At 72.8% G+C, this 20,894-nt stretch carries 19 protein-coding genes; 7 read left to right on the top strand and 12 right to left on the bottom strand.

What is annotated here, in order from left to right; translation table 11 throughout:
• Positions 1 to 88: 88 nt before the first annotated feature.
• A complete protein-coding gene (locus ACIQPT_RS15610) occupies positions 89 to 1,546 on the bottom strand; it encodes an aldehyde dehydrogenase family protein (protein ID WP_401156227.1) in 1,458 nt (485 codons plus the stop codon).
• Positions 1,547 to 1,604: 58 nt separating this feature from the next.
• Positions 1,605 to 2,468, bottom strand: a complete 864-nt coding sequence (locus ACIQPT_RS15605) for a helix-turn-helix domain-containing protein (protein WP_401156225.1) — start codon at positions 2,466 to 2,468, stop codon at positions 1,605 to 1,607.
• 360 nt (positions 2,469 to 2,828) lie between these two features.
• Between ACIQPT_RS15605 and ACIQPT_RS15600 the strand changes: the two genes are divergently transcribed.
• Entirely contained in the window at positions 2,829 to 3,335 is a 507-nt protein-coding gene (locus tag ACIQPT_RS15600) for an ATP-binding protein (RefSeq protein ID WP_401156224.1), read from the top strand.
• Between the two features lie 37 nt (positions 3,336 to 3,372).
• Here the strand turns inward: ACIQPT_RS15600 and ACIQPT_RS15595 are convergent, their stop codons facing one another.
• On the bottom strand, positions 3,373 to 3,615 hold the full coding sequence (locus tag ACIQPT_RS15595; RefSeq protein WP_073225869.1) for a DUF397 domain-containing protein: 243 nt from the start codon (positions 3,613 to 3,615) through the stop codon (positions 3,373 to 3,375).
• Between the two features lie 255 nt (positions 3,616 to 3,870).
• Between ACIQPT_RS15595 and ACIQPT_RS15590 the strand changes: the two genes are divergently transcribed.
• Positions 3,871 to 4,395: a hypothetical protein gene (locus ACIQPT_RS15590; RefSeq protein WP_401156223.1), complete on the top strand. Its 525-nt coding sequence runs from the start codon at positions 3,871 to 3,873 to the stop codon at positions 4,393 to 4,395.
• A gap of 27 nt (positions 4,396 to 4,422) precedes the next feature.
• Here the strand turns inward: ACIQPT_RS15590 and ACIQPT_RS15585 are convergent, their stop codons facing one another.
• Both ACIQPT_RS15585 and ACIQPT_RS15580 read right to left on the bottom strand, forming a co-directional pair.
• Positions 4,423 to 6,549: an FUSC family protein gene (locus ACIQPT_RS15585; RefSeq protein ID WP_401156222.1), complete on the bottom strand. Its 2,127-nt coding sequence runs from the start codon at positions 6,547 to 6,549 to the stop codon at positions 4,423 to 4,425.
• Between the two features lie 38 nt (positions 6,550 to 6,587).
• Positions 6,588 to 7,772 (bottom strand): DUF2786 domain-containing protein, encoded by a 1,185-nt coding sequence (locus ACIQPT_RS15580; RefSeq protein ID WP_401156220.1) that lies wholly within the window; start codon positions 7,770 to 7,772, stop codon positions 6,588 to 6,590.
• Between the two features lie 81 nt (positions 7,773 to 7,853).
• On the opposite strand from ACIQPT_RS15580, the gene ACIQPT_RS15575 reads away from it, so the two are divergent.
• Positions 7,854 to 9,539 (top strand): bifunctional 3'-5' exonuclease/DNA polymerase, encoded by a 1,686-nt coding sequence (locus tag ACIQPT_RS15575; RefSeq protein ID WP_401156218.1) that lies wholly within the window; start codon positions 7,854 to 7,856, stop codon positions 9,537 to 9,539.
• A gap of 15 nt (positions 9,540 to 9,554) precedes the next feature.
• Here ACIQPT_RS15575 and ACIQPT_RS15570 read toward each other — a convergent pair whose 3' ends face one another.
• The 4 genes from ACIQPT_RS15570 to ACIQPT_RS15555 all read right to left on the bottom strand — a co-directional run bounded on the left by ACIQPT_RS15570 (position 9,555) and on the right by ACIQPT_RS15555 (position 13,524).
• The gene (locus ACIQPT_RS15570; RefSeq protein ID WP_401156216.1) at positions 9,555 to 10,358 is read right to left on the bottom strand and encodes a hypothetical protein; all 804 of its coding nucleotides are present in this window, start codon (positions 10,356 to 10,358) and stop codon (positions 9,555 to 9,557) included.
• Positions 10,359 to 10,471: 113 nt separating this feature from the next.
• Positions 10,472 to 10,981, bottom strand: coding sequence for a SigE family RNA polymerase sigma factor (locus ACIQPT_RS15565; RefSeq protein WP_401156214.1), 510 nt, complete (start codon positions 10,979 to 10,981; stop codon positions 10,472 to 10,474).
• 171 nt (positions 10,982 to 11,152) lie between these two features.
• Entirely contained in the window at positions 11,153 to 12,013 is an 861-nt protein-coding gene (locus ACIQPT_RS15560; RefSeq protein ID WP_401156356.1) for a carbohydrate-binding protein, read from the bottom strand.
• 131 nt (positions 12,014 to 12,144) lie between these two features.
• Complete coding sequence (locus tag ACIQPT_RS15555; RefSeq protein WP_401156212.1) at positions 12,145 to 13,524, bottom strand: alpha-lytic protease prodomain-containing protein; 1,380 nt, start codon at positions 13,522 to 13,524, stop codon at positions 12,145 to 12,147.
• A gap of 185 nt (positions 13,525 to 13,709) precedes the next feature.
• On the opposite strand from ACIQPT_RS15555, the gene ACIQPT_RS15550 reads away from it, so the two are divergent.
• Positions 13,710 to 14,390, top strand: a complete 681-nt coding sequence (locus ACIQPT_RS15550; protein WP_401156210.1) for a phosphotransferase — start codon at positions 13,710 to 13,712, stop codon at positions 14,388 to 14,390.
• Positions 14,391 to 14,550: 160 nt separating this feature from the next.
• Here the strand turns inward: ACIQPT_RS15550 and ACIQPT_RS15545 are convergent, their stop codons facing one another.
• Together ACIQPT_RS15545 and ACIQPT_RS15540 are read right to left on the bottom strand one after the other, a co-directional pair.
• A complete protein-coding gene (locus tag ACIQPT_RS15545; RefSeq protein ID WP_401156208.1) occupies positions 14,551 to 14,826 on the bottom strand; it encodes a DUF3263 domain-containing protein in 276 nt (91 codons plus the stop codon).
• Between the two features lie 58 nt (positions 14,827 to 14,884).
• Complete coding sequence (locus ACIQPT_RS15540; protein WP_401156206.1) at positions 14,885 to 16,162, bottom strand: ABC transporter substrate-binding protein; 1,278 nt, start codon at positions 16,160 to 16,162, stop codon at positions 14,885 to 14,887.
• Between the two features lie 432 nt (positions 16,163 to 16,594).
• Between ACIQPT_RS15540 and ACIQPT_RS15535 the strand changes: the two genes are divergently transcribed.
• The 3 genes from ACIQPT_RS15535 (at position 16,595) to ACIQPT_RS15525 (ending at position 19,725) form a co-directional block, all read left to right on the top strand.
• Positions 16,595 to 17,485 carry an ROK family protein gene (locus tag ACIQPT_RS15535; protein ID WP_401156354.1) on the top strand — a complete coding sequence of 297 codons (891 nt, stop codon included), beginning with the start codon at positions 16,595 to 16,597 and terminating at the stop codon, positions 17,483 to 17,485.
• Positions 17,485 to 18,642, top strand: coding sequence for an N-acetylglucosamine-6-phosphate deacetylase (gene nagA / locus ACIQPT_RS15530; RefSeq protein WP_401156205.1), 1,158 nt, complete (start codon positions 17,485 to 17,487; stop codon positions 18,640 to 18,642). Before ACIQPT_RS15535 ends, nagA begins: the two co-directional genes overlap by 1 nt.
• 156 nt (positions 18,643 to 18,798) lie before the next feature.
• Positions 18,799 to 19,725, top strand: a complete 927-nt coding sequence (locus ACIQPT_RS15525) for a 1-phosphofructokinase family hexose kinase (RefSeq protein ID WP_401156204.1) — start codon at positions 18,799 to 18,801, stop codon at positions 19,723 to 19,725.
• A gap of 42 nt (positions 19,726 to 19,767) precedes the next feature.
• Here ACIQPT_RS15525 and ACIQPT_RS15520 read toward each other — a convergent pair whose 3' ends face one another.
• The gene (locus ACIQPT_RS15520) at positions 19,768 to 20,778 is read right to left on the bottom strand and encodes a carbohydrate-binding protein (protein ID WP_401156202.1); all 1,011 of its coding nucleotides are present in this window, start codon (positions 20,776 to 20,778) and stop codon (positions 19,768 to 19,770) included.
• Positions 20,779 to 20,894 lie beyond the last annotated feature (116 nt).

Here is a 20,894-nt window from a genome sequence, read left to right as displayed (position 1 = left end):
ACCCCCTGGGGTCTGTACCCGGGGCCGGCCGCGATGCCGCCCCCGGTCGTGCGCCTTGCCGAGCCGCCCGCCGGATCCGGTGCTCCCCTCAGAACGGGAAGACCGAACGCCCGTGCTGGATCGACATCCACTTCTGCGTGGTGAACGCCTCCACCACCGCCTCGCCGTTCAGCCGTCCCACCCCGGACGTCTTCTCGCCGCCGAACGCGACCAGCGGATCGTCCTGCACGGTGGAGTCGTTGACGTGGAACATCCCGCTGACGATGCGCTGCGCGAACTTCACCCCGCGCTCCGCGTCCCGGGTGTGCACCGCGCCGCTGAGGCCGTACGGGCCCTCGTTGACGATCCGCGCGGCCTCCTCCTCGCCGTCGAACGTCATCAGCAGGGCCACCGGGCCGAGGATCTCCTGGGTCAGCAGCGGGGAGTCGGCCGGGAGGCCGGTGAGGACGGTCGGCGGGACGACGTTGCCGACGGTCCGGCCCCGGACGAGGGCCGTCGCGCCGTCCGCGACCGCCCGGTCGACCAGTGCGTCCAGCGCGTCGGCCTGGAAGGCGTTGATGACCGGCCCGATCCGGGTCTCCGGATCCCTCGGGTCGCCGGTCTTGAGGGCGGCCACCTCGGCGGTGAACCGCTCGGTGAACTCCGCCGCCACCGACCGGTCCACCAGGATCCGGTTGGCCGCCATGCTGACCTGGCCCTGGTGGAGGAAGCGGCTGAAGACGGCCGCCCGGACCGCGTAGTCGATGTCGGCGTCCTCCAGGACCACCAGGGCGCTGTTGCCGCTCAGTTCGAGGATGGTCCGCTTGAAGGCGCCCGCCGCGGTGGCGGCGATGTGCCGGCCGACCCGGTCGGAGCCGGTGAACGAGATCACCTTGGGCACGGGGTGCTCGATGAACGCGTCGCCGATCTCGGCGCTGTCGGTGATGACGACGTTGAGCAGCCCGGCGGGCAGCCCCGCGTCCTCGAATATCTTCGCTATCAGTCCGCCGCCCACGACGGGCGCGTTCTGATGGGGCTTCACGACGACCGCGTTGCCGAGCGCCAGGGCGGGCGCGACGGACTTCATCGTCACCAGGAAAGGGAAGTTGAAGGCGCTGATGACGCCCACGACGCCGACGGGCAGCCGGTAGAGCCGGTTCTCCCGGCCGTCGCCCACGGCGGGCAGCAGCCGCCCGGTGGGCCGCAGCGCCTGGCGGATCGCCTCGCGCAGGAACTCCGTGGCGCTGCGGACCTCGTACCGCGCGCGCAGCCGGGTGCCGCCCAGTTCGTCGATGATCGCCTCGGCGATCTCCTCGGCGCGCTCGCCGGTGATGCGGAGCGCGCGCTCGATGACGGCACGGCGCTCGTACGGATTGACGACGGCCCACTCCTGCTGCGCCCGCTCGGCGGCCCGGTAGGCCCGGTCGACCTCCAGCGCGGTGGCCACGGTGACGGCGGCGAGTTTCTCGCCGTTGTAGGGATTGAAATCGATGATGTCCCACGAGCCGCTGCCGGTCAGCCACTCGCCGTCGATGTACTGGTGGGCCAGTTCATGGAAGAAGGACATGCAATCCCTTACTGCAGGCGTTCGCAGACTCCTGATGCGACGTCATCGTACTGAGTAATTACGTCAGTTGGAGTAGACCGCGCAGAAGATCCCGGCTCTCTTCCGGAGCGGGACTGTCCTGGGCCAGGCCCGCCATGGCCTTTTCGTACTGCGCGACCTCCTCGGGCTTGTCCAGATAGAGCGCGCTCGTCAGCTGCTCCAAATAGACAATGTCCGACAGATCGGATTCCGGAAAACGCAGCATCGTGAAAGAGCCGCTCTCACCGGCATGACCGCCATGGCTGAAGGGCATGACCTGGAGCGTGATGTTCGGCTGCTCCGACATATCGATCAGATGCCGCAATTGGGCACGCATGACATCGCGTTCGCCGTACGGGCGGCGCAGCGCCGCCTCGTCGAGCACGGCGTGGAACGTCGGGGCACGCTCCGAGACCAGCGCCTTCTGGCGCTCCAGACGCAGGGCCACCCGGCGGTCGATCTCGGCGGGCGAGGCGCCGCGCATCCCGCGCGAGACGACGGCGTGGGCGTACGCCTCGGTCTGCAACAGGCCGTGCACGAACTGGACTTCGTAGATACGGATGAGGGAGGCCGCACCCTCCAGACCGATGTACGTCTGGAACCAGCCGGGCAGCACATCTCCGTAACTGTGCCACCAGCCCGCCACATTGGCCTCGCGGGCCAGGCCGAGGAGGGAGTCCCGCTCCGCCTCGTCCGCGACTCCGTAGAGCGTGAGCAGGTCCTCGACGTCCCTGGCCTTGAAGCTCACCCGTCCCAACTCCATGCGGCTGATCTTCGATTCGGAGGCCCGGATCGAGTAGCCGGCCGCCTCACGGGTGATACCGCGCGACTCCCGCAGTCTCCTGAGCTGAGAGCCCAGGAGGATGCGTCGCACCACCGATCCACTCGACTCGCCTGCCGACACTGGTCCGACCCTCTCCCCATCGCTCTCCCTGGCACCCGGAGCCCCCCGGAACCCCGAGTGCCGGATTCTGCCACCAAAACGCTTCAGCCCGTACTCATTCGATTACGGAAATGGGAAGACGTCCAGAAAGCTCCGAAACTGACCTCGGGAAGAAATACCCCAGAACCACCACGCTATCGGGCAGGTCCGGCGCGTGCACGTGCATCTGCCCTTGCATCTGCCCTGCGCATTCGGAACCATGGTCCTCGCGCACCTGCGTGCTCGTGTTGTGCCGCTGTACCCCCCGCAGTACCGCTACAGGCAGTGCCGCTACAGCCGCGAATCCCGGGAGTGCCTCGTATGGGGACGAATGGATCGACGATGCTCGAGCCGTTACGGCAGGGGCTTCCCCCCACCGACCCCTCAGGGGTTGCCGGATCGGCGTCCTGCGCTCTGCCCGCACGTTACGAAGCGGTCGGCGGCGCACGGAAGTTCACCCGGACCACGCTGGAGCGATGGGAGCTCGGCGACCGTTTCGACGATGTCGCCCTGGTGGTGTCCGAACTCGTCACCAACGCCCTGCGTCACGCGCTGCCCGGCGATCCGCCCCGGGAGTTCCAGGACCCGCCGGTGCGCCTGCATCTGATGCGCTGGACCTCGCGGCTGGTGTGCGCGGTGCGCGATCCCAGCCGGGAGAGCCCGGTGGCGGGCGAGGCCGCGGATTCGGCCGAATCCGGCCGTGGCCTGTTCCTGGTGGAATGCGTCAGCGACAGCTGGGGCTGGCACCCCTCCCCCGCGCCGCTCGGGGAACTGCCTTCGGGACCGCTGTACGGCAAGGTCGTCTGGGCCCTTTTCCGGCTGCCGGAAAACACGAAGTCGGGTTCGTAGGAACCCCGGTCCGGCCCGTCACGGGTCGGACCCGGCGTCAGGCGCCGGTGGCGAGGTGGTCGAACTCGCCGTCCTTGACGCCCAGCAGCAGCGCCTCGATCTCCGCGGGCGTATAGACGAGTGCGGGCCCGTCGGGGTGACGGGAGTTCCGCATCGCCACATTTCCTCCGGGCAGCCGCGCGAACTCCACGCAGGACCCCTGGGAGTTGCTGTGCCTGCTCTTCTGCCAGACGACTCCGCGAAGCTCTGTGGCCGCCATGCCGTTGTACACGTGGTGCACAGGACGCTCCCCGAGTTGCAAGGTGCAAGTGTCAACTAGCTCGGATCATAGCTCTGTTCATATGCCAATGCATGAGCAGATGCACGTGCACGCGGGGTGTTCCTTTGATTACAGGCTTTCCGCCCCCGGCCACGACCTCCCGGAAGAGAGACGAACGGCACGCCTATTTCGCTCCCGTTCACCGGAGTTGATCGTTGCGGACCTTGGTAACGTGGCGCGGTCTTTCGACCGGAAAACTGCAAGGGGGAACTCCACGTGACCAGGTATCTACGCAACGGCGCCGTCATGGTCGCCGCTCTCGCCGCCTCACTGGCGCTCACCGCGTGCGGCAGCGACGACGCGGGCAAGGATTCCGGCGCGGACTCCGCACCGAGCGCGAAGCCCGGTGGCGGCGACGACAACGGCTCCGGGGAGTCCGCGGGCGGCGGCACGGACGCCGCCGCGTTGGAGGGCACCTGGGTGGGGCTGACGGACGGCAAGAACGTCACCGCGTCCATCGCCGCCCGCAAGGTCGCCCTCGTCGCCGACCAGTCCGTGTGCCAGGGCGATGTGAAGGACATGGGCGGCGAACCGATGCTGGCGCTGAAGTGCACCGGCGGCGGTACCGACCGCACGATGGGCACGATCGAATCCGTCGACGGCTCGAAGCTGGTCGTCTCGTGGGACGGCGGCGTCAAGGACACCCTCACCAAGGCCGACCAGGGCAAGCTGCCGAGCGGCATGCCCTCGCTCCCCGACCTCCCGGACCTGCCGGACCTGCCGGAGGTGCCCGCGCCGTAAGGAACGCGGCCGGCGGGGATCGCGCGCTCAGGTCTCGGCGAGCGTGCTGCTGACCCGGGTGGAGCCGCCCCGCTCGTCCAGGGCGCGGGTGAACTCCTCCAGCGCGTCCAGGAGCAGCGCCGCACCCCGGCGCACGACCGGGTCGCCGACCGGAGTCGTGCCGTCCTCCGTCGGCGTGGGCATGTCCCAGTGGGCCACCGCGTCCACCACCGGCTGCCAGTCGGGCAGCCGCCGCTCCCGTACCGCCTTGGCGCCCTTCTCGGTGGCCCGGCGCAACGCCTCGGCCAACTGGGCGGCGCCGGGCACCGGGTCGGCCGACCGGGCCGGCAGATGCGCCTCCAGGACCATCGCGGACCGGCCCAGCTGCGCCAGCGCGTGCTGGGCGTCGGTGGCGGCGGCCCGGGAGATGCCCCGGTGGCGTACGGGTTCGTGCTGGGCGGTCGCCAGCGCCTCCTGCCACGCCACCCTGGCCTCCCGGGTGGCGATCAGGGCGTCCCGGACGTCCTCGGCGTCCCGGTCGGCGGGGTTCGCGTACCGGTCGACGACCGTGGCCGCGTACCGCCCGTCCGCCACCAGCCACTCGGCCAGCCGGTTGCGCAGGCGCGGGGTCTCCCAGGCCGGGTAGACGGCGTACGAGATCATCGCGAGGAGCCCGCCGACGAGCGTCAGCACGATGCGTTCCGTGATGGTCTGGGACCAGTCGTCGCCGGCCATGCCGAGCAGGAAGACGACGTACGCGGCGACGCAGACCTGGCCGACCGCGTAGCCGGTGCGCATCAGCAGATACATCAGCCCGGCGCAGATCACCGCGAGGAGCGCGGAGAGCCGGGCGTCGGGGTGGGCGGTCTGCACGACGGCGGTGGCGAGTCCGACGCCGACCAGGGTGCCGCCGAAGCGGGCCACGGAACGGGCGTACGTCTGCGAGAACTCGGGCCGCATCACCATGACGGCGGTCATCGGCGCCCAGTAGCCGTGGCCGAGCGGCACGGCCTCGCCCACGAAATACCCGGAGACGGCGACCACGGCGACCCGGATGGCGTGCCGCATGACCGGCGAGCCGTGGTGCAGCTCGCGGCGCATCGAGGCCAGCACCACCGGGATCAGCTTCAGCAGGGTGGGCCGGTGCCGGGTGTCCGGGGCGAGGTCCGTGGGGATCCCGCTGTCGGTGCCGGTGCCCTCCGCGATCTCCAGGACGTCGTCGAGCAGGGCCGAGAGCCGGTCGGCGGCGCGGCGGGCGGGGCCGACGAGGATCACGTCGTTGTCGGGGGTCTTCAGGACGCCCAGGTCGGTGGCGGAGAGGTGGACGGGCTCGCCGTGCCGGACGGCCCGCGCGGCGGCGTCCAGGACCGAGCCGGCCGCGCCCAGCAGCTCGTTCACCCAGAGCCGCTCCAGACCGTCGCCGGGCACGCCCATCGCCGGGTCCGCGAGCGAGGCGAGCACCGGGCGCAGCCGCTCGGCGACGCCCCGCGCCCCGTGCAGTTCGGCGGGGCGGCGGCGGGCCTCGCGCGGGGTGACGGCGGCGGCGCTGCGGGCGGTCATCAGGGGCAGCGGGTCGAAGGAGGCGACCGGGTCGTGCCGCAGCCGCCGGGCGTAGTCGGCCTCGGCGGCGAGCGCGTCGGCGAGCGCGTCGCGCTGGGCTCCCCATCTGCGGACCGGGAAGAGGACGATGAGCGCCGCCTGCACCAGGCCGCCGGCGGCGATCATCCCCGCGTGGGCGGCGGCGTCCACGACCGAGGTGGGCAGGGTGATCGTCACCAGCATGATCGCGACGTTGGACGAGGCGATGATGCCGCCCGTGGGGCCCGCCGCCCAGGCGAGGCCGGCGAGGAAGGTCCAGGCGCCGAGCAGGCACAGGAAGAGCACGACGTGCGCGCCGCTGACGTAGCCGACGAACGTCGAGATCGCGAGGCTGGCGCCGGAGACCAGGGCGAGGACGGGGCGCGGCCGCCAACTGCGCTGGAAGGTGGCGATGGCCGCCTGGAACGCGCCGAACGCGGAGCTCGCCGCGATCTCGGGCCCGAACAGGACGAGGCTGGTGCCGACGACGAGGGCGAGGCCGGCCGCACCGCGAAAGGCGATGAGGGGTTCCAGCCTCTGCCGCTCGATCTCCAGCCCCGAGCGGGCGGTCTCCTTCAGCGCCCGGAGCCAGCTCATGGGCCGAGCCTAACCGTGCAATCTCGGACAAGCTCGACTTATGGCGTGATTTCGCCATCGGGTCGGGGGGATGCGCCGGTCCGCGCGCCTCCCATGCGGGCCCGGTCGGCGGCCTCGGTGCCGTGCGTCCAGCCGTCCAGGTCGCTCACGCCCCGGACCCGGGTGGTCGTGGTCCTCGGGAACATCCGCCCGGCGGTGTCGGTGACCGCGACATCGCGGGCGGCGAGGACGGGCAGCAACCCGGCGCCGCCCTGGTCCGCGTCGGAGCCGGCCGCCGCCGTGATCCGCTCGGCCCCGTCGGCGAGCCGGCGGCCGAGGCGCTGGGCGTACCCCATCAGGAACGCCTGCCGGAAGGTCTTGGTCCGCTTGCGGCCCCCGGCCCGCTGTCCGGCCTCCGCCCGGGTCATCGCGGCCGTCCCCTGGACGAGCAGGGAGGTGAACAGCAGCTCGACGGCCTCCAGGTCCGGCTCGAAGCCGACGACCGTGGTGAAGCCGAGGTCCTCGTTCCACACGGCCCGGCAGCGGTTCGCCGAGGCGACGGCGTCGAGCAGGATCGCCTTGGCGCTCTCGTACGGGGGCTCCACCCCGATCCGGCAGGCGCCCGGCGTCTCACGGCTCCGCGTCCGGGCGGCGAGGAGGGCCTCGTCGATGCTGTGCCGGGCCATCAGCTCCTGCGCCTTGGTGGTCAGCGCCTCGGCCTCCTCCGGGAAGCCGGTCGCCTCGGCCTTCGCCAGCAGCGCCCGGATCCGGGTGAGCATGCGGGGCTCGTCGGCGGCGGGCGGCCGGTGCAGGTCGTCGGCGACCGTGCCGGGCGGCGGTCCCACCGGCTCGATGGCGGGCAGCCGCAGCAGCAGCCGGTACAGCTCCAGCAGATCGGCGGCGTAGGAGAACCGGTCGGGGCGGTTGCGGGGCGCGGGCGGCGGAAGCTCGGCGAGCTGCTGCCGCCAGCGGGGCGGCAGCTCCGCGTACCGGGCGGTCTCGGCGGCGATCAGGGTCGCGGCCAGCGCCGCCCGCCGCTCGTCCAGCTCGCGGCGGACGAACCGGATCAGGTCGGCCGGGTGCCAGCCCCGGTCCCACGCCCGGCGTACGAACTCCTCGCCGCGCCGGTGCGCCCGGTCGTCGGCGTCCGGGGCGGCGGCGAGCAGGGACGCGCCGGCGTCCAGGGCGGCGTCGCCCTCCGCGTAGAGGGCCGCCGCGCACGCCCGGTCGATCACCGATTCCATCCGGCCAAGGGTAGGCGGCCGCACCGACAGGCCGGTCCCCGCTTCCGGGCACTGTCAGTGGCGGGTGCCAGACTCGCACCCATGACCGAACGGTGGGCGGTGGCGGCTGCGGACGGGGGCGGGGCGCTGCTCGCGCCGCTGGCCCGGGACGGCACGCCCGCCGGTCCCGTCGTCGCCGAGCCCGACCTCGTCGAGGCGGTCCGCTCCCGGCCCGGTGTGGCGCGCTGGGTGTGGCGGTCGACCGCCGGGATCTACCCCCGGCTGCTGGCCGCCGGGGTCCGGGTCGAGCGGTGCTACGACATCGAGTGCGCCGAGCTGCTGCTGCTCGGCCACGCCGGGCGGCTCGGCGAGCCCCGGTCGGCCGCCGCCGCGCTGGCCCGCCTCGACAACGCGCCGGTGCCGCCCGATCCGCCCGCCCGGTCCGCCGAACCGGGCGCGCAGTCCTCCCTCTTCGAGCCGTCGTCGGGGACCGGGGTGCCGTTCGAGGGGCTGCTGCGGGTCTACGCGGACCAGCTGCGCCGCCACGACACGGCGGAGCACCCGGACCGGATGCGGCTGCTGACCGCGTCGGAGTCGGCGGGGATGCTCGTGGCCGCCGAGATGCACCGGGCCGGGCTGCCCTGGCGCGCCGACGTCCACCGGGAGCTGCTGAACGGACTGCTCGGCGAGCGGTACGCGGGCGGCGGCGAGCCCCGAAGACTCGCGGAGCTGGCGGACGAGGTGTCGGCGGCGTTCGGCAGAAGGGTCCGCCCGGACCTGCCCGCCGATGTGGTGAAGGCGTTCGCGCAGGCCGGGATCCCGGTGAAGTCGACCCGGCGGTGGGAGCTGGAGGAGGTGGACCATCCGGCGGTCGAGCCGCTGATCGCGTACAAGAAGCTGTACCGGATCTGGACGGCGCACGGCTGGTCCTGGCTCCAGGACTGGGTGCGCGAGGGCCGGTTCCGCCCGGAGTACCAGCCGGGCGGCACGGTCAGCGGCCGCTGGACGACCAACGGCGGCGGGGCCCTCCAGATCCCCAAGGTGATACGGCAGGCCGTCGTCGCCGACGAGGGGTGGCGGCTCGTCGTCGCGGACGCCGACCAGATGGAGCCCCGGGTGCTGGCGGCGATCTCCCGCGACCGGGGCCTGATGGAGGTGGCCGGTCACGACGGCGACCTCTACAAGGCCCTGTCCGACCGGGCGTTCTCCGGCGACCGCGAGCACGCCAAGCTGGCGCTGCTCGGTGCGATCTACGGCCAGACGTCCGGCGACGGCCTGAAGAACCTGGCCGCACTGCGCCGCCGCTTCCCGCTCGCCGTCGCCTATGTCGACGACGCGGCCCGGGCGGGCGAGGAGGGGCGGGTGGTGCGGACCTGGCTGGGCCGGACCAGCCCGCCGGTCGCGCTGGCGGGCCAGGACGAGGAGGCGGGCATCCCCCAGGAGGGTCCCGAGGGCGACCGGGGCTCCGGGGCCGCGTCCGGCGGCGGTACGGCACGGGCCCGGGGGCGCTTCACCCGTAACTTCGTGGTGCAGGGCAGCGCGGCCGACTGGGCGCTGCTGCTCCTGGCCGGGCTGCGCCGGGCGCTCTTCGAGCAGGGGCTGCGGGCGCAGTTGGTGTTCTTCCAGCACGACGAGGTGATCGTGCACTGCCCGGCCGGGGAGAGTGCCGCCGTCGCCGAGGCGATCCGCGCGGCGGGCGAGCTGGCCGGCCGGACCGCCTTCGGGCAGACCCCGGTGCGGTTCCCCTTCACGACGGCGGTGGTGGAGCGGTACGCGGACGCCAAATGACACCCCGCGGCGTGCCTACCGCTGCTGGAGCTTCAGCCATTCCGGGCTGGTGGCCAGGGCGGTGAGCTGGTCCATGGTGAGCGCCGGCTCCGGGCGGGTGGCGGGCGTGGACTGCTCGCCGGAGTTGAAGGCCGAGACGACGACCCGCATGCCGTCGGGGCGCATCGTGTCCGCCGTCCACCACACGACCCCCGCGCCGCCCTTCTCGCCGGGCGCCTTCGAGGTGGCGAGCAGGGTGCCGTCGGGCAGGGTGGTCGCCTCGCCGTACAGATCGCCGGCCACGTCCCGCATGTCGCGCTGCACATTGATCTGCACGAGGGACCGGCCCTTGCCGTCGTCGACGACGACCGAGGCGAACTCGTCCTCGCTGTCCGTCTCGTCGCTCACGGTCAGCCCCTCGGGCAGCAGGGCGCGGAAGGTCGGCATCAGCAGCGTGTAGTCGAGCGGGGGCCCCGGCTCGGGGGTGCTCTCCGGGGCGGTCGACGGAGAGGCGGGCGACGGAGAGGCGGGCGCGGACGGGGCGGGCGTGGGTTCGGCCACGCTCGTGGGGGTGGTGGCTCCGGCCGTCGGCGCGGCCGGTCCGCTGTTCGCGACCCCCGACCCGTCGCCGGCGGCGTTCAGCGCTCCGGTCGCGAACGTCACCCCGCCGCCGACGAGGGCCAGGGCCAGCACGCTGCCCGCCACGGCGGCGGCCCGGCGGCGGCGCAGCCTGCGCCGCCCCTGCTCCAGCGCGCCGTCCACCACGGCGGTGCGGCCGGTCAGCTCGAAACCCCCGCCGGTACGACGGAGTTCCTCGCCGAGTCCGTCCTCAAAGGGCATGTCATCGTCCATGGGCATGGGAAATCACCACTTCTCACTCTGGATGCACAACGGTTGACGGCCCCGGGGGGGGGACCGGTCGGGCAGAAGCCCGGAAGTCAGAAGCCCGGAAGTCAGCGGGCGGCGAACTCCGCGATGCTGCCGCCGAGCAGATCACGCAGCCGCCCGAGCGCCCGCACACAGCGGGTCCGGACGGCGGCCGGGCTGACCTGGAGGGCGGCGGCGGTCTCCTCGATGCTGCGGTCCTCCCAGTACCGCAGGACCACGACCGCACGGTCCTTGGGAGCCAGCTGGGCCAGCGCCTGGAGCAGCGTCATCCGCAGCGCCGGGTCGTCGGGGGCGGCCGGGGCGCCCTCGGGCAGTTCGGCCAGCGGGCGTTCGCTCGCGGAGCGCCGTCGCCGGTGGGTCAGGAAGGTCCGCACGAGCACGGTCTGCGCGTACGCCGCCGGGTTGTCGATCCGGCGGGCCCGGCCCCACAACACGTACATCCGGCTCAGCGTCTCCTGCACCAGGTCCTCGGCGAGATGCACATCGCCGCTGGTCAGCAGGCAGGCCGAGCGGAACAGATGGCCGGCCCGGCCGGCCGCGAACACGCGGAACTCCTCGGTGCGCGACGCCCTCATACCCTCCCCCGTCCGTCCATCCGTTCCGCCCTTCCCCCTGTATGACGCGACGGGGCCGGGCAAATGTTTCGGCCGATCCGGGAAAAGTTTCCGGAACAGGGAAGCGCCCCGTTCACGCGCCGGACGGCGTGAACGGGGCGCGGGCGGTGGTGCGCGCTCGCTGTCCTGCGTCTACCCGCGTTCCCACAACGCGGGGACGTTCGGCGGCTCCCAGCCGGGTACGGCCTGGTGCGCCTGCAGACAGCGGTAGGCGACCCCGCCGTAGGTCACGCGGTCACCCGCGCGGTAGGAGGCGCCGGAGGCCCAACTGGTCCCCGGCTCGGTCGGTGGGTCGGTGGGCGGATCGGTCGGGCCGGGCGTCTGGGCGACGTCCAGGACGAAGTCGAAGGTGCCCTGGCGCCCGTTTCCGGCGTCGCGGACGTTCATCAGCAGCTCCGGGTCGAACAGCGCGTCGGTGTTGTTGCGCGGCTCGTCCGGGAAGTACAGCTGGGTGGTGAGGATGCGGCCGCCGGGCGCCTGTGCCTTCACGTGGAGATGGCGCGTACGGCCCGGGTAGAGGCCCGGCACGACGGTGGTGAGGCTGAACGACCCGTCCGCCCCGGTGAACTGGTGTCCCCGGAAGGCGAACTGGGCCATGTCGTAGGCCCCGTTGGTGTCCGCCTGCCAGAAGTCGAGCAGCGCCCCGGAGATGGGCCGGCAGGCCCGGCCGAAGACATAGCCGCTCACGGTGAGCGGTACGCCGGGCGTGCCCGGGGACACCAGGCTGGTGCGGAGCGGCGAGTTGGGCTTGAAGTACGGCCCCTCCATCTGCGGGGGCGTCGTGTCGTCGCCGTCGTCGCACTCCGGGGTGGGGGCCAGCGGCCCGTTCCCGGTGGAGACGGCGTCCCGGGCGAGCGCGACGCCCCCTCCGGCGAGCAGGGGCGCGGCGCTCGCGACGAGCGCGGCCTTCAGGAGGCCCTTGCGGCTGATCCGCCACCGGTCGCCCGACGCCTCGTCGGACGCGTTGGGGTCGTGGGGGCTCGCGTTGTCCATGGGTGGGGTCATGACGGTTTCCTCGGAGTCCTCGGTGCGGGGAGGCGGAGAGGTTCAGGAGGTTCGGTGACGCCGGACGGGCGGTGCCGCCCGTACGGGTGCCGGGTGACACCCGTACGGGCCGGGGTTGGTCAGACCCGCTGCCAGAGCGCCGGGACGGCGGCGGGGGTCCAGCCGGGCTGGGCCGTGTGTCCCTGGAGGCAGCGGTAGGTCGCTCCGCCGTACGTCACCGTGGCTCCGGCGGCGTAGGTGGTGCCGGCCGCCCAGGTGCCGCCCGGCGGGTCGGTGGGCGGGTCGGTCGGCGGCGTGGTGGGCGGGTCGGTGGGCGTACCGCTGGTGACCAGGGTCAGCCCGTACGCCTGGAGCAGCGGGTTGAGCGGCTGGAAGTACGTCGTACCGCCGGAGGAGCAGTTGCCCGAGCCGCCGGAGGTGACGCCCTGCGCCTGGTTGCCGGAGATGTACGAGCCGCCGGAGTCGCCCGGCTCCGCGCAGACGCTGGTGCGGGTCACGCCGGAGATGGTGCCCTCCGGGTAGGTGACGCTGGTGTTGAGCTGCTGGATGGTGCCGCAGTGCCAGCCGGTGGTGGAGCCGGAGCGGCAGACCGAGGCGCCGACGACGGACGAGGTGGATCCGGCGACGGTGACGTCGCCCCGCCCGTAGCCGTTGACCGTCGGGCGCGGGGTCCAGTTGGCGTTGGTGGCGACCCAGGCGTAGTCGCGGCCGGGGAAGGTCGAGCCCTGGAAGGTGCCCTGGGCCTGCTGGTTGAAGCCGTTGGTGGTGGTGCCGACCCGTCCGCAGTGGCCCGCCGTGGCGAAGCCGTTCTGGGTGCCGCGCTTCACCGAGAAGCCGATGGAACAGCGGCCGGAGCCGTTCATGTAGTACGCGTCGCCGCCCCGCAGGTCGGCGAGGGCGCGGGGCTGTTCGGCGGACCGGGCGACGGTGACGAGGCCGCTGTCGACGCCGGCCGTCTTCAGGAACGCGGCTCCGGCGGCGGTGCTCGCGGCGTTCACGACGACCCGGTTGGCCTCGACGTCGACGTACCAGACGGGCACGTCCTTGGGCGCCTTGCGCAGCGCGGCCCTGTCGAGGGCCTCCTTGACGCCTTCGAGCCGGTCCAGGCTGTGGCCGACGACCTCGGCCTTCGCCCCGGCCCCGGTGATCCGGGCGGTCTGGGAGGCGTCGGTGGTGGCGACGGTCAGGGCCGCCTTCGTGCCGCTGACCCGGGCTCCGGCGAAGCTGGCGCCGAGGGACTTCTCCAGACCGGCGGCGACGGCGGCGGCGCGGTACTCGTTGGCTATCCGGCTGCGCGCGTCGTCCGCGTCCAGGCCGAGGTCGCGTTCCATGGCGGCCAGCAGTCCGGGCGACAGGCTGTCGGCGGAGACCGGCGGGGCGGTGGTGCCCGCGGGGTCGGCGGACGCCACGCCGGTGAGCCCGGCGAGGGCGAGCGCACCCACGGCCACCGTGGCGGTGCCGGCGACGAGGGCGCGTCTGCGGAGCGTGGTTCTCTCCACGTAACTCTCCTTGGTTCAGGGGTGTCCGGATCCGGCGGGGGTTGGTCCGGACCAGGGAATTGCCGAAACCGTAGCGGCGGCGACACCCGTCGCAGGAGATCCCGTTCACCCCCCTCCCTCCGCGTTATGGGGCGAAGCCGGAAGCCGTCTCCCTTTCGGCGGGGCGCCCGGGTAGGTTCGCCCTCATGCACACAGGGCAACTTCTGGGCTCGGGACGCACCGCCGACGTGTACGCACTCGACGGCTCCTGGGTCCTTCGCCGTTACCGGGACCGCGCCGACACCACGGAGGAGCTGGCCGTGATGTCGTACGTCGGCGCCTTCGGGTTCCCCGTGCCGCGCATCGGTCCGCCCGCCGAGGGGGCCCGCCCCACGGATCTGGTGCTGCAGCGGCTGACCGGTCCGACCCTGGCCGAGGCGCTGCTGGCGGGGCGGGTGGGGGCGGCCGAGGCGGGCGCGCTGCTGGCCCGGCTGCTGCGCGAGCTCCACGCCATACCGCCCCGGGTCTCGGCGAACCCGGAGGACTGCGTGCTCCACCTGGACCTGCATCCGCAGAACGTGATCCTGTCGCAGGACGGCGCGGTGGTGATCGACTGGGACACCGCGGCGGAGGGCCCGCCCGGCCTCGACCGCGCGATGTCGGCGCTGATCCTGGCCCGGGTCGCGCTCGACCCGGAGTTCCCGGCCGGGGCGGACGTACGGCCCCTGCTGGCGGCGCTCCTGACGGAACTCGCCGACGACGGCGGCGCGTCGGCCGCCGACCTGGCCCTGGCCCGCACCCGCCAACAGGCGAACCCCCACCTGACCGACCACGAACGAGGCTGCCTGGACCGGGCGGTGGACCTGGTGATGGGCTGCGCCCCGTAGAACTCGAGCGCCCGCTCCTCAAGCCCCTCCGGCGATTGAGGAGCGGGGGCCGGGGCATTTCAAGCCCTCCGACCTTCGAGGAGCGGGGCCCGGGGCTTTTCAAGCCCCTCCGGCGATTGAGGAGCGGGGGCCCGGGGGCGGAGCCCCCGAAAGCCCGAGCTCAGCGCCGCCCGCGCCGCGCGTCCCGCACCCGCCGCAACCGATTCACCGTGACCGGATCCTCCCGCAGCGCCCGCTCGTCCCCGATCAGCGCGTTCAGCAGCTGGTAGTAGCGGACCGGCGAGATCCCGAGCTCCTCCCGGATCGCCCGTTCCTTCGCCCCGGGCCCCGCCCAGGACCGCCGCTCCAGGGCCAGCAGCGCCCGGTCCCGTACGGACAGCTCGGAGGCCGGCGACGGAGCGGGGCCGTCGGCGGCGGCAGGGTCGGGGGCGGTCATATCAACCAACCTAATACCCGCCCCCGACACCGCGCCCGCGCCCCGCGCCCCACGGCCGCTACTCGGCGGCCTCCGCCTGGGTCGCCTCGGCCGCTATCCCGCCGAGGATGCTCTCGGGGTTGCTGCCCGGCGCGACCGCGCTGCCGATGTTCTTCTTGATCGCGTCGCTGACCGTGGCCCAGGACGTCTTGCCGAACGGGGGAAGCGTCGAGTTGGGCAGCGCGGCCAGGAACTCGTGCAGCTTCTTGTGCTTCTTGTCGGCCTCCATCGCGGCGGAGGCACTGCCGGTCACCGGGAGCAGGTCGTACTCCTCGGCGAACTCCAGCACGTTCTCGTCGGAGTAGGCGTAGTCGAGGAACTTGCCGATCTCCTGGCGGTGGCCGTTCTCCTTGAAGCCCATCATCCAGTCGGCGACGCCCATGGAGCCCTTGGTCGGGCCGTCGGCGCCGGGCAGCGGCACCATGCCGACCTTGATGCCCTTGGCCTCGGCCTCGTCCATCAGGGTGGGGTGGCCGTTGAGCATGCCGACCTTGCCCCCGGCGAACGCCTCGAACGCCTTCGCCCGGTCCAGCTTGCCCGGGGCGACCGGGCCGGTGAGGCCCTTGCCGACGAGGTTGTCCCGCAGCCAGCGGAACGTGGCGACGTTCTCGGCCGAGTCGATGTCGTAGGAGCCGACGTCGTCCGTGTAGCCGCCGTTGCCGCTGAGGAGCCACATCAGGGTCTCGGCCTGGGCCTCCTCCTGGCCGAGCGGCAGGGCGAAGGGGTATTCGACGCCCTTCGCCTTCAGCGCCGTGGCGTCGTTGCGGATGTCGTCCCAGGTCTCGGGGGCGTCCAGACCCGCGTCGCCGAAGAGCTTCTGGTTGTAGAAGAGCAGCCGAGTGCTGGCGACGAAGGGCATGCCGTAGAGCGTGCCGTTGACCTTGCCCGCGTCGGTGAGCGACGGGAGGAAGTTCGCCACGGTGCGGATCGCGAGCGTCTCGTCGGCGGTGTAGAGCTTGCCCTGCTTGGCGTAGTCCGCGTACGCGCCGATCTGGGCGATGTCCGGGGCGTTGCCGGCCTTGACCATCGCGGCGACCTCGCGGTCGACGTCCTTCCACGACAGGACGGTGACGTCGACCTTGATGCCGGGGTGCTCCTTCTCGAAGCCTGTCGCGACCCCGCTCCAGTACTTCTCGGAGCTGTTCTCCGGGCCGGTGCCGTAGTCGGCGGCCACCAGCTTGAGCGTGACGTCGACCGAGCCGGTGTCACCCCCGCAGCCCGACAACGTTGCCGTCATTCCCAGCGCGGCCACCACCGCGGTCAGACCCAAAAAGCGCCGCTGCACAGCCTCGCCCATCCTCGTTGATACACCTGCTCACGGACGGTGCGCACGGCGTCGGCCGGCGGCCTCTGCTCGGCCGCGGCAGTGCCGCCCTGTCCTGGACACCGTCCGGATGAACTGCGATTTTCCCCCATTGCCGACGCGAAGGTCTACACCACCGGCGTATCGCTTCGGCAACGTATAGGGACTCCGGAGGCCACAACTGGCTTACCGGTACTGGCAGTCGGAGCCCCCGACCCGTATCTTGGTCCAGACCTTTAGGCCGGATTCCCCCGATCCGGGCTTCCCATTAGTGACTTTCCGGCGGAAAACGCCCCGCCTTCACTCGTTCATCATTTTGTATGGGTGCGCAACAAACCTCGCTAGTGGACTAGACCTATTGGGGGTCGGCGGGCGAAACTGTCTCCCGTGAGACATGTCATCGCCCTCGATGTGGGCGGCACCGGAATGAAGGCCGCACTGGTCGGGACCGACGGCACCCTCCTCCACGAGGCGCGGCGGGCCACCGGCCGGGAGCGCGGCGCCGACGCGGTCGTCGAGTCGATCCTCGCGTTCGCGGCAGATCTGCGCGCCCACGGCGAGGAGCACCTCGGCGAGAGCGCCGTCGCCGCGGGGGTCGCCGTGCCCGGCATCGTCGACGCCGAGAAGGGCATCGCGGTGTACGCCGCGAACCTGGGCTGGCGCGACGTACCGCTGCGCGCCCTGCTCGGCGAGCGCCTTGGCGTCCCCGTCGCCCTCGGCCACGACGTCCGCACCGGCGGGCTCGCCGAGGGCCGGATCGGGGCCGGGCGGGGCGCGGACCGCTTCCTGTTCGTCCCGCTAGGCACCGGGATCGCCGGGGCCATCGGCATCGCGGGGGGCATCGAGGCGGGCGCCCACGGGGACGCGGGCGAGATCGGCCACATCGTGGTCCGCCCGGACGGCCCCGACTGCAGCTGCGGCCAGCGCGGCTGTCTGGAGACGCTGGCCTCCGCCGCCGCGGTGACCCGGGCCTGGGCCGCCGCCTCCGGGGACCCCGGGGCGGACGCCGCGGACTGCGCGAAGGCCGTCGAGTCGAGCGACCCGGCGGCGGTCCGGGTCTGGCAGGACGCGATCGACGCGCTCGCCGCCGGCCTCGTCACCGCGCTCACTCTCCTCGACCCCGGCACGCTCATCATCGGTGGCGGTCTCGCCGAAGCCGGGGAAACCTTGTTCACACCACTGCGTGCGGCCGTCGAGGAACGGATCACGTTCCAGAAGCTGCCCCACATCGTCCCGGCGGCCCTCGGGGACACCGCCGGATGCCTGGGCGCGGGGCTGCTCGCCTGGGATCTACTCTCCACGGAGGTTTCCGCCTGATGGCCGGACGCGCAGCAGACAGCACCGTTCTCGCCGGCGCCCGGGTGGTGCTCCCCACCGGCACCGTCGAGGACGGCCGGGTGACCGTCGAGGGCACCCGCATCGCCGCCTCCGCACCCGAGGGCGCCCGGACCGTCGACCTCTCCGGCCACTGGGTGGTCCCCGGCTTCGTGGACATGCACAACCACGGCGGCGGCGGGGCCTCCTTCACCTCCGGCACCGTGGACGAGGTCCTCACCGGCATCCGTACGCACCGCGAGCACGGCACCACCACGATGGTCGCCTCCACGGTCACCGGCGAGATGGACTTCCTCGCCCGGCGCGCGGGCGTCCTGTCCGAGCTGGTCGAGCAGGGCGACCTGGCCGGGATCCACTTCGAGGGCCCCTTCATCTCGCCGTGCCGCAAGGGCGCCCACAGCGAGGAACTGCTGCGCGACCCCGACCCGGCCGAGGTCCGCAAGCTGCTGGACGCGGCGCGCGGCACCGCCCGGATGTTCACCCTCGCCACCGAGCTGCCCGGCGGCATCGACTCCGTACGGCTGCTCGCCGAGCACGGCGTCATCGCCGCGATCGGCCACACGGACGCGACGTACGAGCAGACCGTCGAGGCCATCGACGCGGGCGCGACCGTCGCCACCCACCTGTTCAACGCGATGCCGCCGCTCGCCCACCGCGAGCCCGGCCCGATCGCCGCCCTCCTGGAGGACGACCGGATCACCGTCGAGCTGATCAACGACGGCACGCATCTGCACCCGGCCGTCCTGGAGCTGGCCTACCGCCACAAGGGCGCGGGCCGCGTCGCGCTGATCACCGACGCGATGGACGCCGCCGGCTTCGGCGACGGGGAGTACCAGCTCGGCCCGCTCGCGGTCGAGGTCACCGACGGGGTGGCCCGGCTGGTGGAGGGCGGCTCGATCGCCGGCTCCACGCTCACCCTGGACACCGCGTTCCGCCGGGCCGTCACCCTCGACGAGATCCCGGTCGAGGACGTCGTCCGGTCCATCTCCGCCAACCCGGCCCGGCTGCTCGGCGTCTACGACCGGGTCGGCTCGCTGGACCCGGGCAAGGACGCCGACCTGGTGGTCCTCGACGAGGACTTCGTCCTCAAGGGCGTCATGCGCCGGGGCGAGTGGATCATCGAGCCGAAGACGGTCTGAGGCCGGCCGGCGGGCCGCGCGACGCACGTAACGAAGAGATGGCGGTCGGCCCGCGGGACTGGGCCGACCGCCACCGCTTTGACATGATCATCAGAATCGCGTGCCGCCGTCCGGGCACGGGCCGCCAGGAGCACAGACCGAGGGAGGGGCCGGCAGGTGATCCTGACCGTCACTCTGAACACCGCGCTCGACGTGACGTACACCGTCGACGCGCTCGTCCCGCACAGCAGCCACCGGGTCGGCGAGGTCACCGAACGCCCCGGCGGCAAGGGCCTCAACGTCGCCCGGGTGCTCGGCGCGCTGGGCCACGACACCGTCGTCACCGGCTTCGTCGGCGGGGCGACCGGAGGCGTCCTGCGCGATCTCCTCGCCCCGCTCCCGCCGCGCGACGCCCTCGTGCCCGTGGCCGGGAACACCCGTCGCACGCTCGCGATCACCGACCGCTCGACCGGCGACACCACCCAGCTCAACGAGCCGGGACCGCAGGTGAGCCCCGACGAATGGGCCGCCTTCCTGCGGACGTACGAGGAGCTGACCGCCGGGGCGGAGGCGGTCGCGCTCTGCGGTTCCCTGCCGCCCGGCATCCATGTCGGGGCCTACGCGGAACTGGTCCGGATCGCCCGCGCCGCCGCCGTGCCCGTCCTCCTGGACACCAGCGGCGAACCGCTCCGCCGGGGCATCGCCGCCCGCCCCGACCTGGTCAAGCCGAACGCGGAGGAGCTGGCCCAGCTGACCGGCTCCCGCGAACCCCTGCGCGCCGCGGGCGACGCCCGCCGCCGGGGAGCCCACGCCGTGATCGCGTCGCTCGGCCCGGAGGGCGTGCTCGCCGTCACCCCGGACGGCGTCTGGCGGGCCGCCCCGCCCGCCCCGGTGCGCGGCAACCCGACCGGCGCGGGCGACTCGGCGGTGGCCGGGCTGCTCTCCGCCCTGGCCGAGGGCCTGCCCTGGCCGGAGCGGCTGGCCCGGGCGGTGGCCCTGTCGACGGCGACCGTGCTGGCCCCGACGGCCGGCGAGTTCGACGCGGCGGCCTACGCGGAGCTGCTGCCGCGCGTCACGGTGGAGCCGCACACGCCGACGCCCTGACCACCTGGGCGGTGATCAGGGCGTACGTACGGGAAGTGGCCGTCAGCCGTTCTTCTTGATGTGGCCCGACTTCAGCTCCAGCTGGTCGAGATTGGCGTCGCACTCGTCGCCCGTCTCGCAGGACAGCTTGAGGGTGTTGGCGCCCTTGTCGAGCTGGACGTAGGCGAACGTGTTCGTCCAGCCCTTCTCCAGATCGCCCTCGGCGGCCTTCGCGAAGTTCGTCATGTTGATGGAGCGGGGCTCCTGCGCGTTGACCGTCAGGGTCGTCTTCGCGTCCTTGCCGGGCACGCCGTAGGTCACGTACAGGGTGTACGCGCCGGCCTCGGGCACCTCCACCGACCAGGTGGCCGAGCGGCCGACCTCGTTCAGGTTGATGTAGTTGCCGTTCGCGCCCTTGGCGCCCTTGACCGTGGAGTCCAGGGCCGCCGTGCCGCCCAGCGTCAGCGTCGCCGCGTCCTGCTTCGGCAGCTCGACCGGCTTCGGCGTCTCCTCGGGCTTCTTCTCCGGCTTCTTCGACTCCTCGACCTGGCCGGCGGAGCCCTGCGAGGAGGACGCCTCGTCCTTCTTGTCGTCCTTGTCGCCGTCGTCGCCCGTGAGCAGGGCGGCTCCGATGCCGATGAGGACGACCGCGACCACGGCGACCGCCGCGATCAGGAGCGCCTTCGTGTTCGGACCGCCGCGCCCCGGGCCGCCGCCGTGACCGCCCTGCGCCGGAGGCTGCCCGTTGGACGCGCCGCCGGGGTAGGTCTCGGGGGCCGCGTACTGCGGGTTCGGCCGGTTGTACTGCTGCGCGGGCTGGCCGTACTGCTGCTGGGGCGGGTAGCCGTACCCGCCCTGCTGCTGCGGCACCTGCTGCTGGCCGTACTGGCGCTCGCCGACGGCACGCACCTGGTTGTAGGACGTTCTGGGCACACCCGGCTGCGCGGCCGGACCCGGGTAGCCGTAGCCGCCCTGGCCGGGCGGCTGGGCGCCTGCCGCCTGTCCGTCCGCGTACAGATAGCCGAACGGATCGTCGTCCTCGGGCTTGCTCGCGCCGTTGTTTCCGGCCGTCATCCCTGGGTCACTCCTCACCATGTCGCCAGCCGTCGCCGACCGGCCGAGCCTACCTCGAACGGAGCAGGCCCCGAATTGCGATCACGGACCGGGACGGCCTGCGGGGAACGGGTACG

This window comes from Streptomyces sp. NPDC091289 (assembly GCF_044757365.1).
Lineage (GTDB): Bacteria > Actinomycetota > Actinomycetes > Streptomycetales > Streptomycetaceae > Streptomyces.
This window is presented reverse-complemented; position numbering and strand designations above follow the sequence as displayed.

Excerpts from the sequence above, each read along its gene's own strand:
- ACIQPT_RS15610 (WP_401156227.1), bottom strand. The coding sequence starts at position 1,546 with ATGTCCTTCTTCCATGAACTGGCCCACCAGTACATCGACGGCGAGTGG.
- ACIQPT_RS15600 (WP_401156224.1), top strand. The coding sequence starts at position 2,829 with ATGCTCGAGCCGTTACGGCAGGGGCTTCCCCCCACCGACCCCTCAGGG.
- ACIQPT_RS15585 (WP_401156222.1), bottom strand. The coding sequence starts at position 6,549 with ATGAGCTGGCTCCGGGCGCTGAAGGAGACCGCCCGCTCGGGGCTGGAG.
- ACIQPT_RS15580 (WP_401156220.1), bottom strand. The coding sequence starts at position 7,772 with ATGGAATCGGTGATCGACCGGGCGTGCGCGGCGGCCCTCTACGCGGAG.
- ACIQPT_RS15575 (WP_401156218.1), top strand. The coding sequence starts at position 7,854 with ATGACCGAACGGTGGGCGGTGGCGGCTGCGGACGGGGGCGGGGCGCTG.
- ACIQPT_RS15570 (WP_401156216.1), bottom strand. The coding sequence starts at position 10,358 with ATGCCCTTTGAGGACGGACTCGGCGAGGAACTCCGTCGTACCGGCGGG.
- ACIQPT_RS15565 (WP_401156214.1), bottom strand. The coding sequence starts at position 10,981 with ATGAGGGCGTCGCGCACCGAGGAGTTCCGCGTGTTCGCGGCCGGCCGG.
- ACIQPT_RS15560 (WP_401156356.1), bottom strand. The coding sequence starts at position 12,013 with ATGGACAACGCGAGCCCCCACGACCCCAACGCGTCCGACGAGGCGTCG.
- ACIQPT_RS15550 (WP_401156210.1), top strand. The coding sequence starts at position 13,710 with ATGCACACAGGGCAACTTCTGGGCTCGGGACGCACCGCCGACGTGTAC.
- ACIQPT_RS15545 (WP_401156208.1), bottom strand. The coding sequence starts at position 14,826 with ATGACCGCCCCCGACCCTGCCGCCGCCGACGGCCCCGCTCCGTCGCCG.
- ACIQPT_RS15540 (WP_401156206.1), bottom strand. The coding sequence starts at position 16,162 with ATGGGCGAGGCTGTGCAGCGGCGCTTTTTGGGTCTGACCGCGGTGGTG.
- ACIQPT_RS15535 (WP_401156354.1), top strand. The coding sequence starts at position 16,595 with ATGAAGGCCGCACTGGTCGGGACCGACGGCACCCTCCTCCACGAGGCG.
- nagA (WP_401156205.1), top strand. The coding sequence starts at position 17,485 with ATGGCCGGACGCGCAGCAGACAGCACCGTTCTCGCCGGCGCCCGGGTG.
- ACIQPT_RS15520 (WP_401156202.1), bottom strand. The coding sequence starts at position 20,778 with ATGACGGCCGGAAACAACGGCGCGAGCAAGCCCGAGGACGACGATCCG.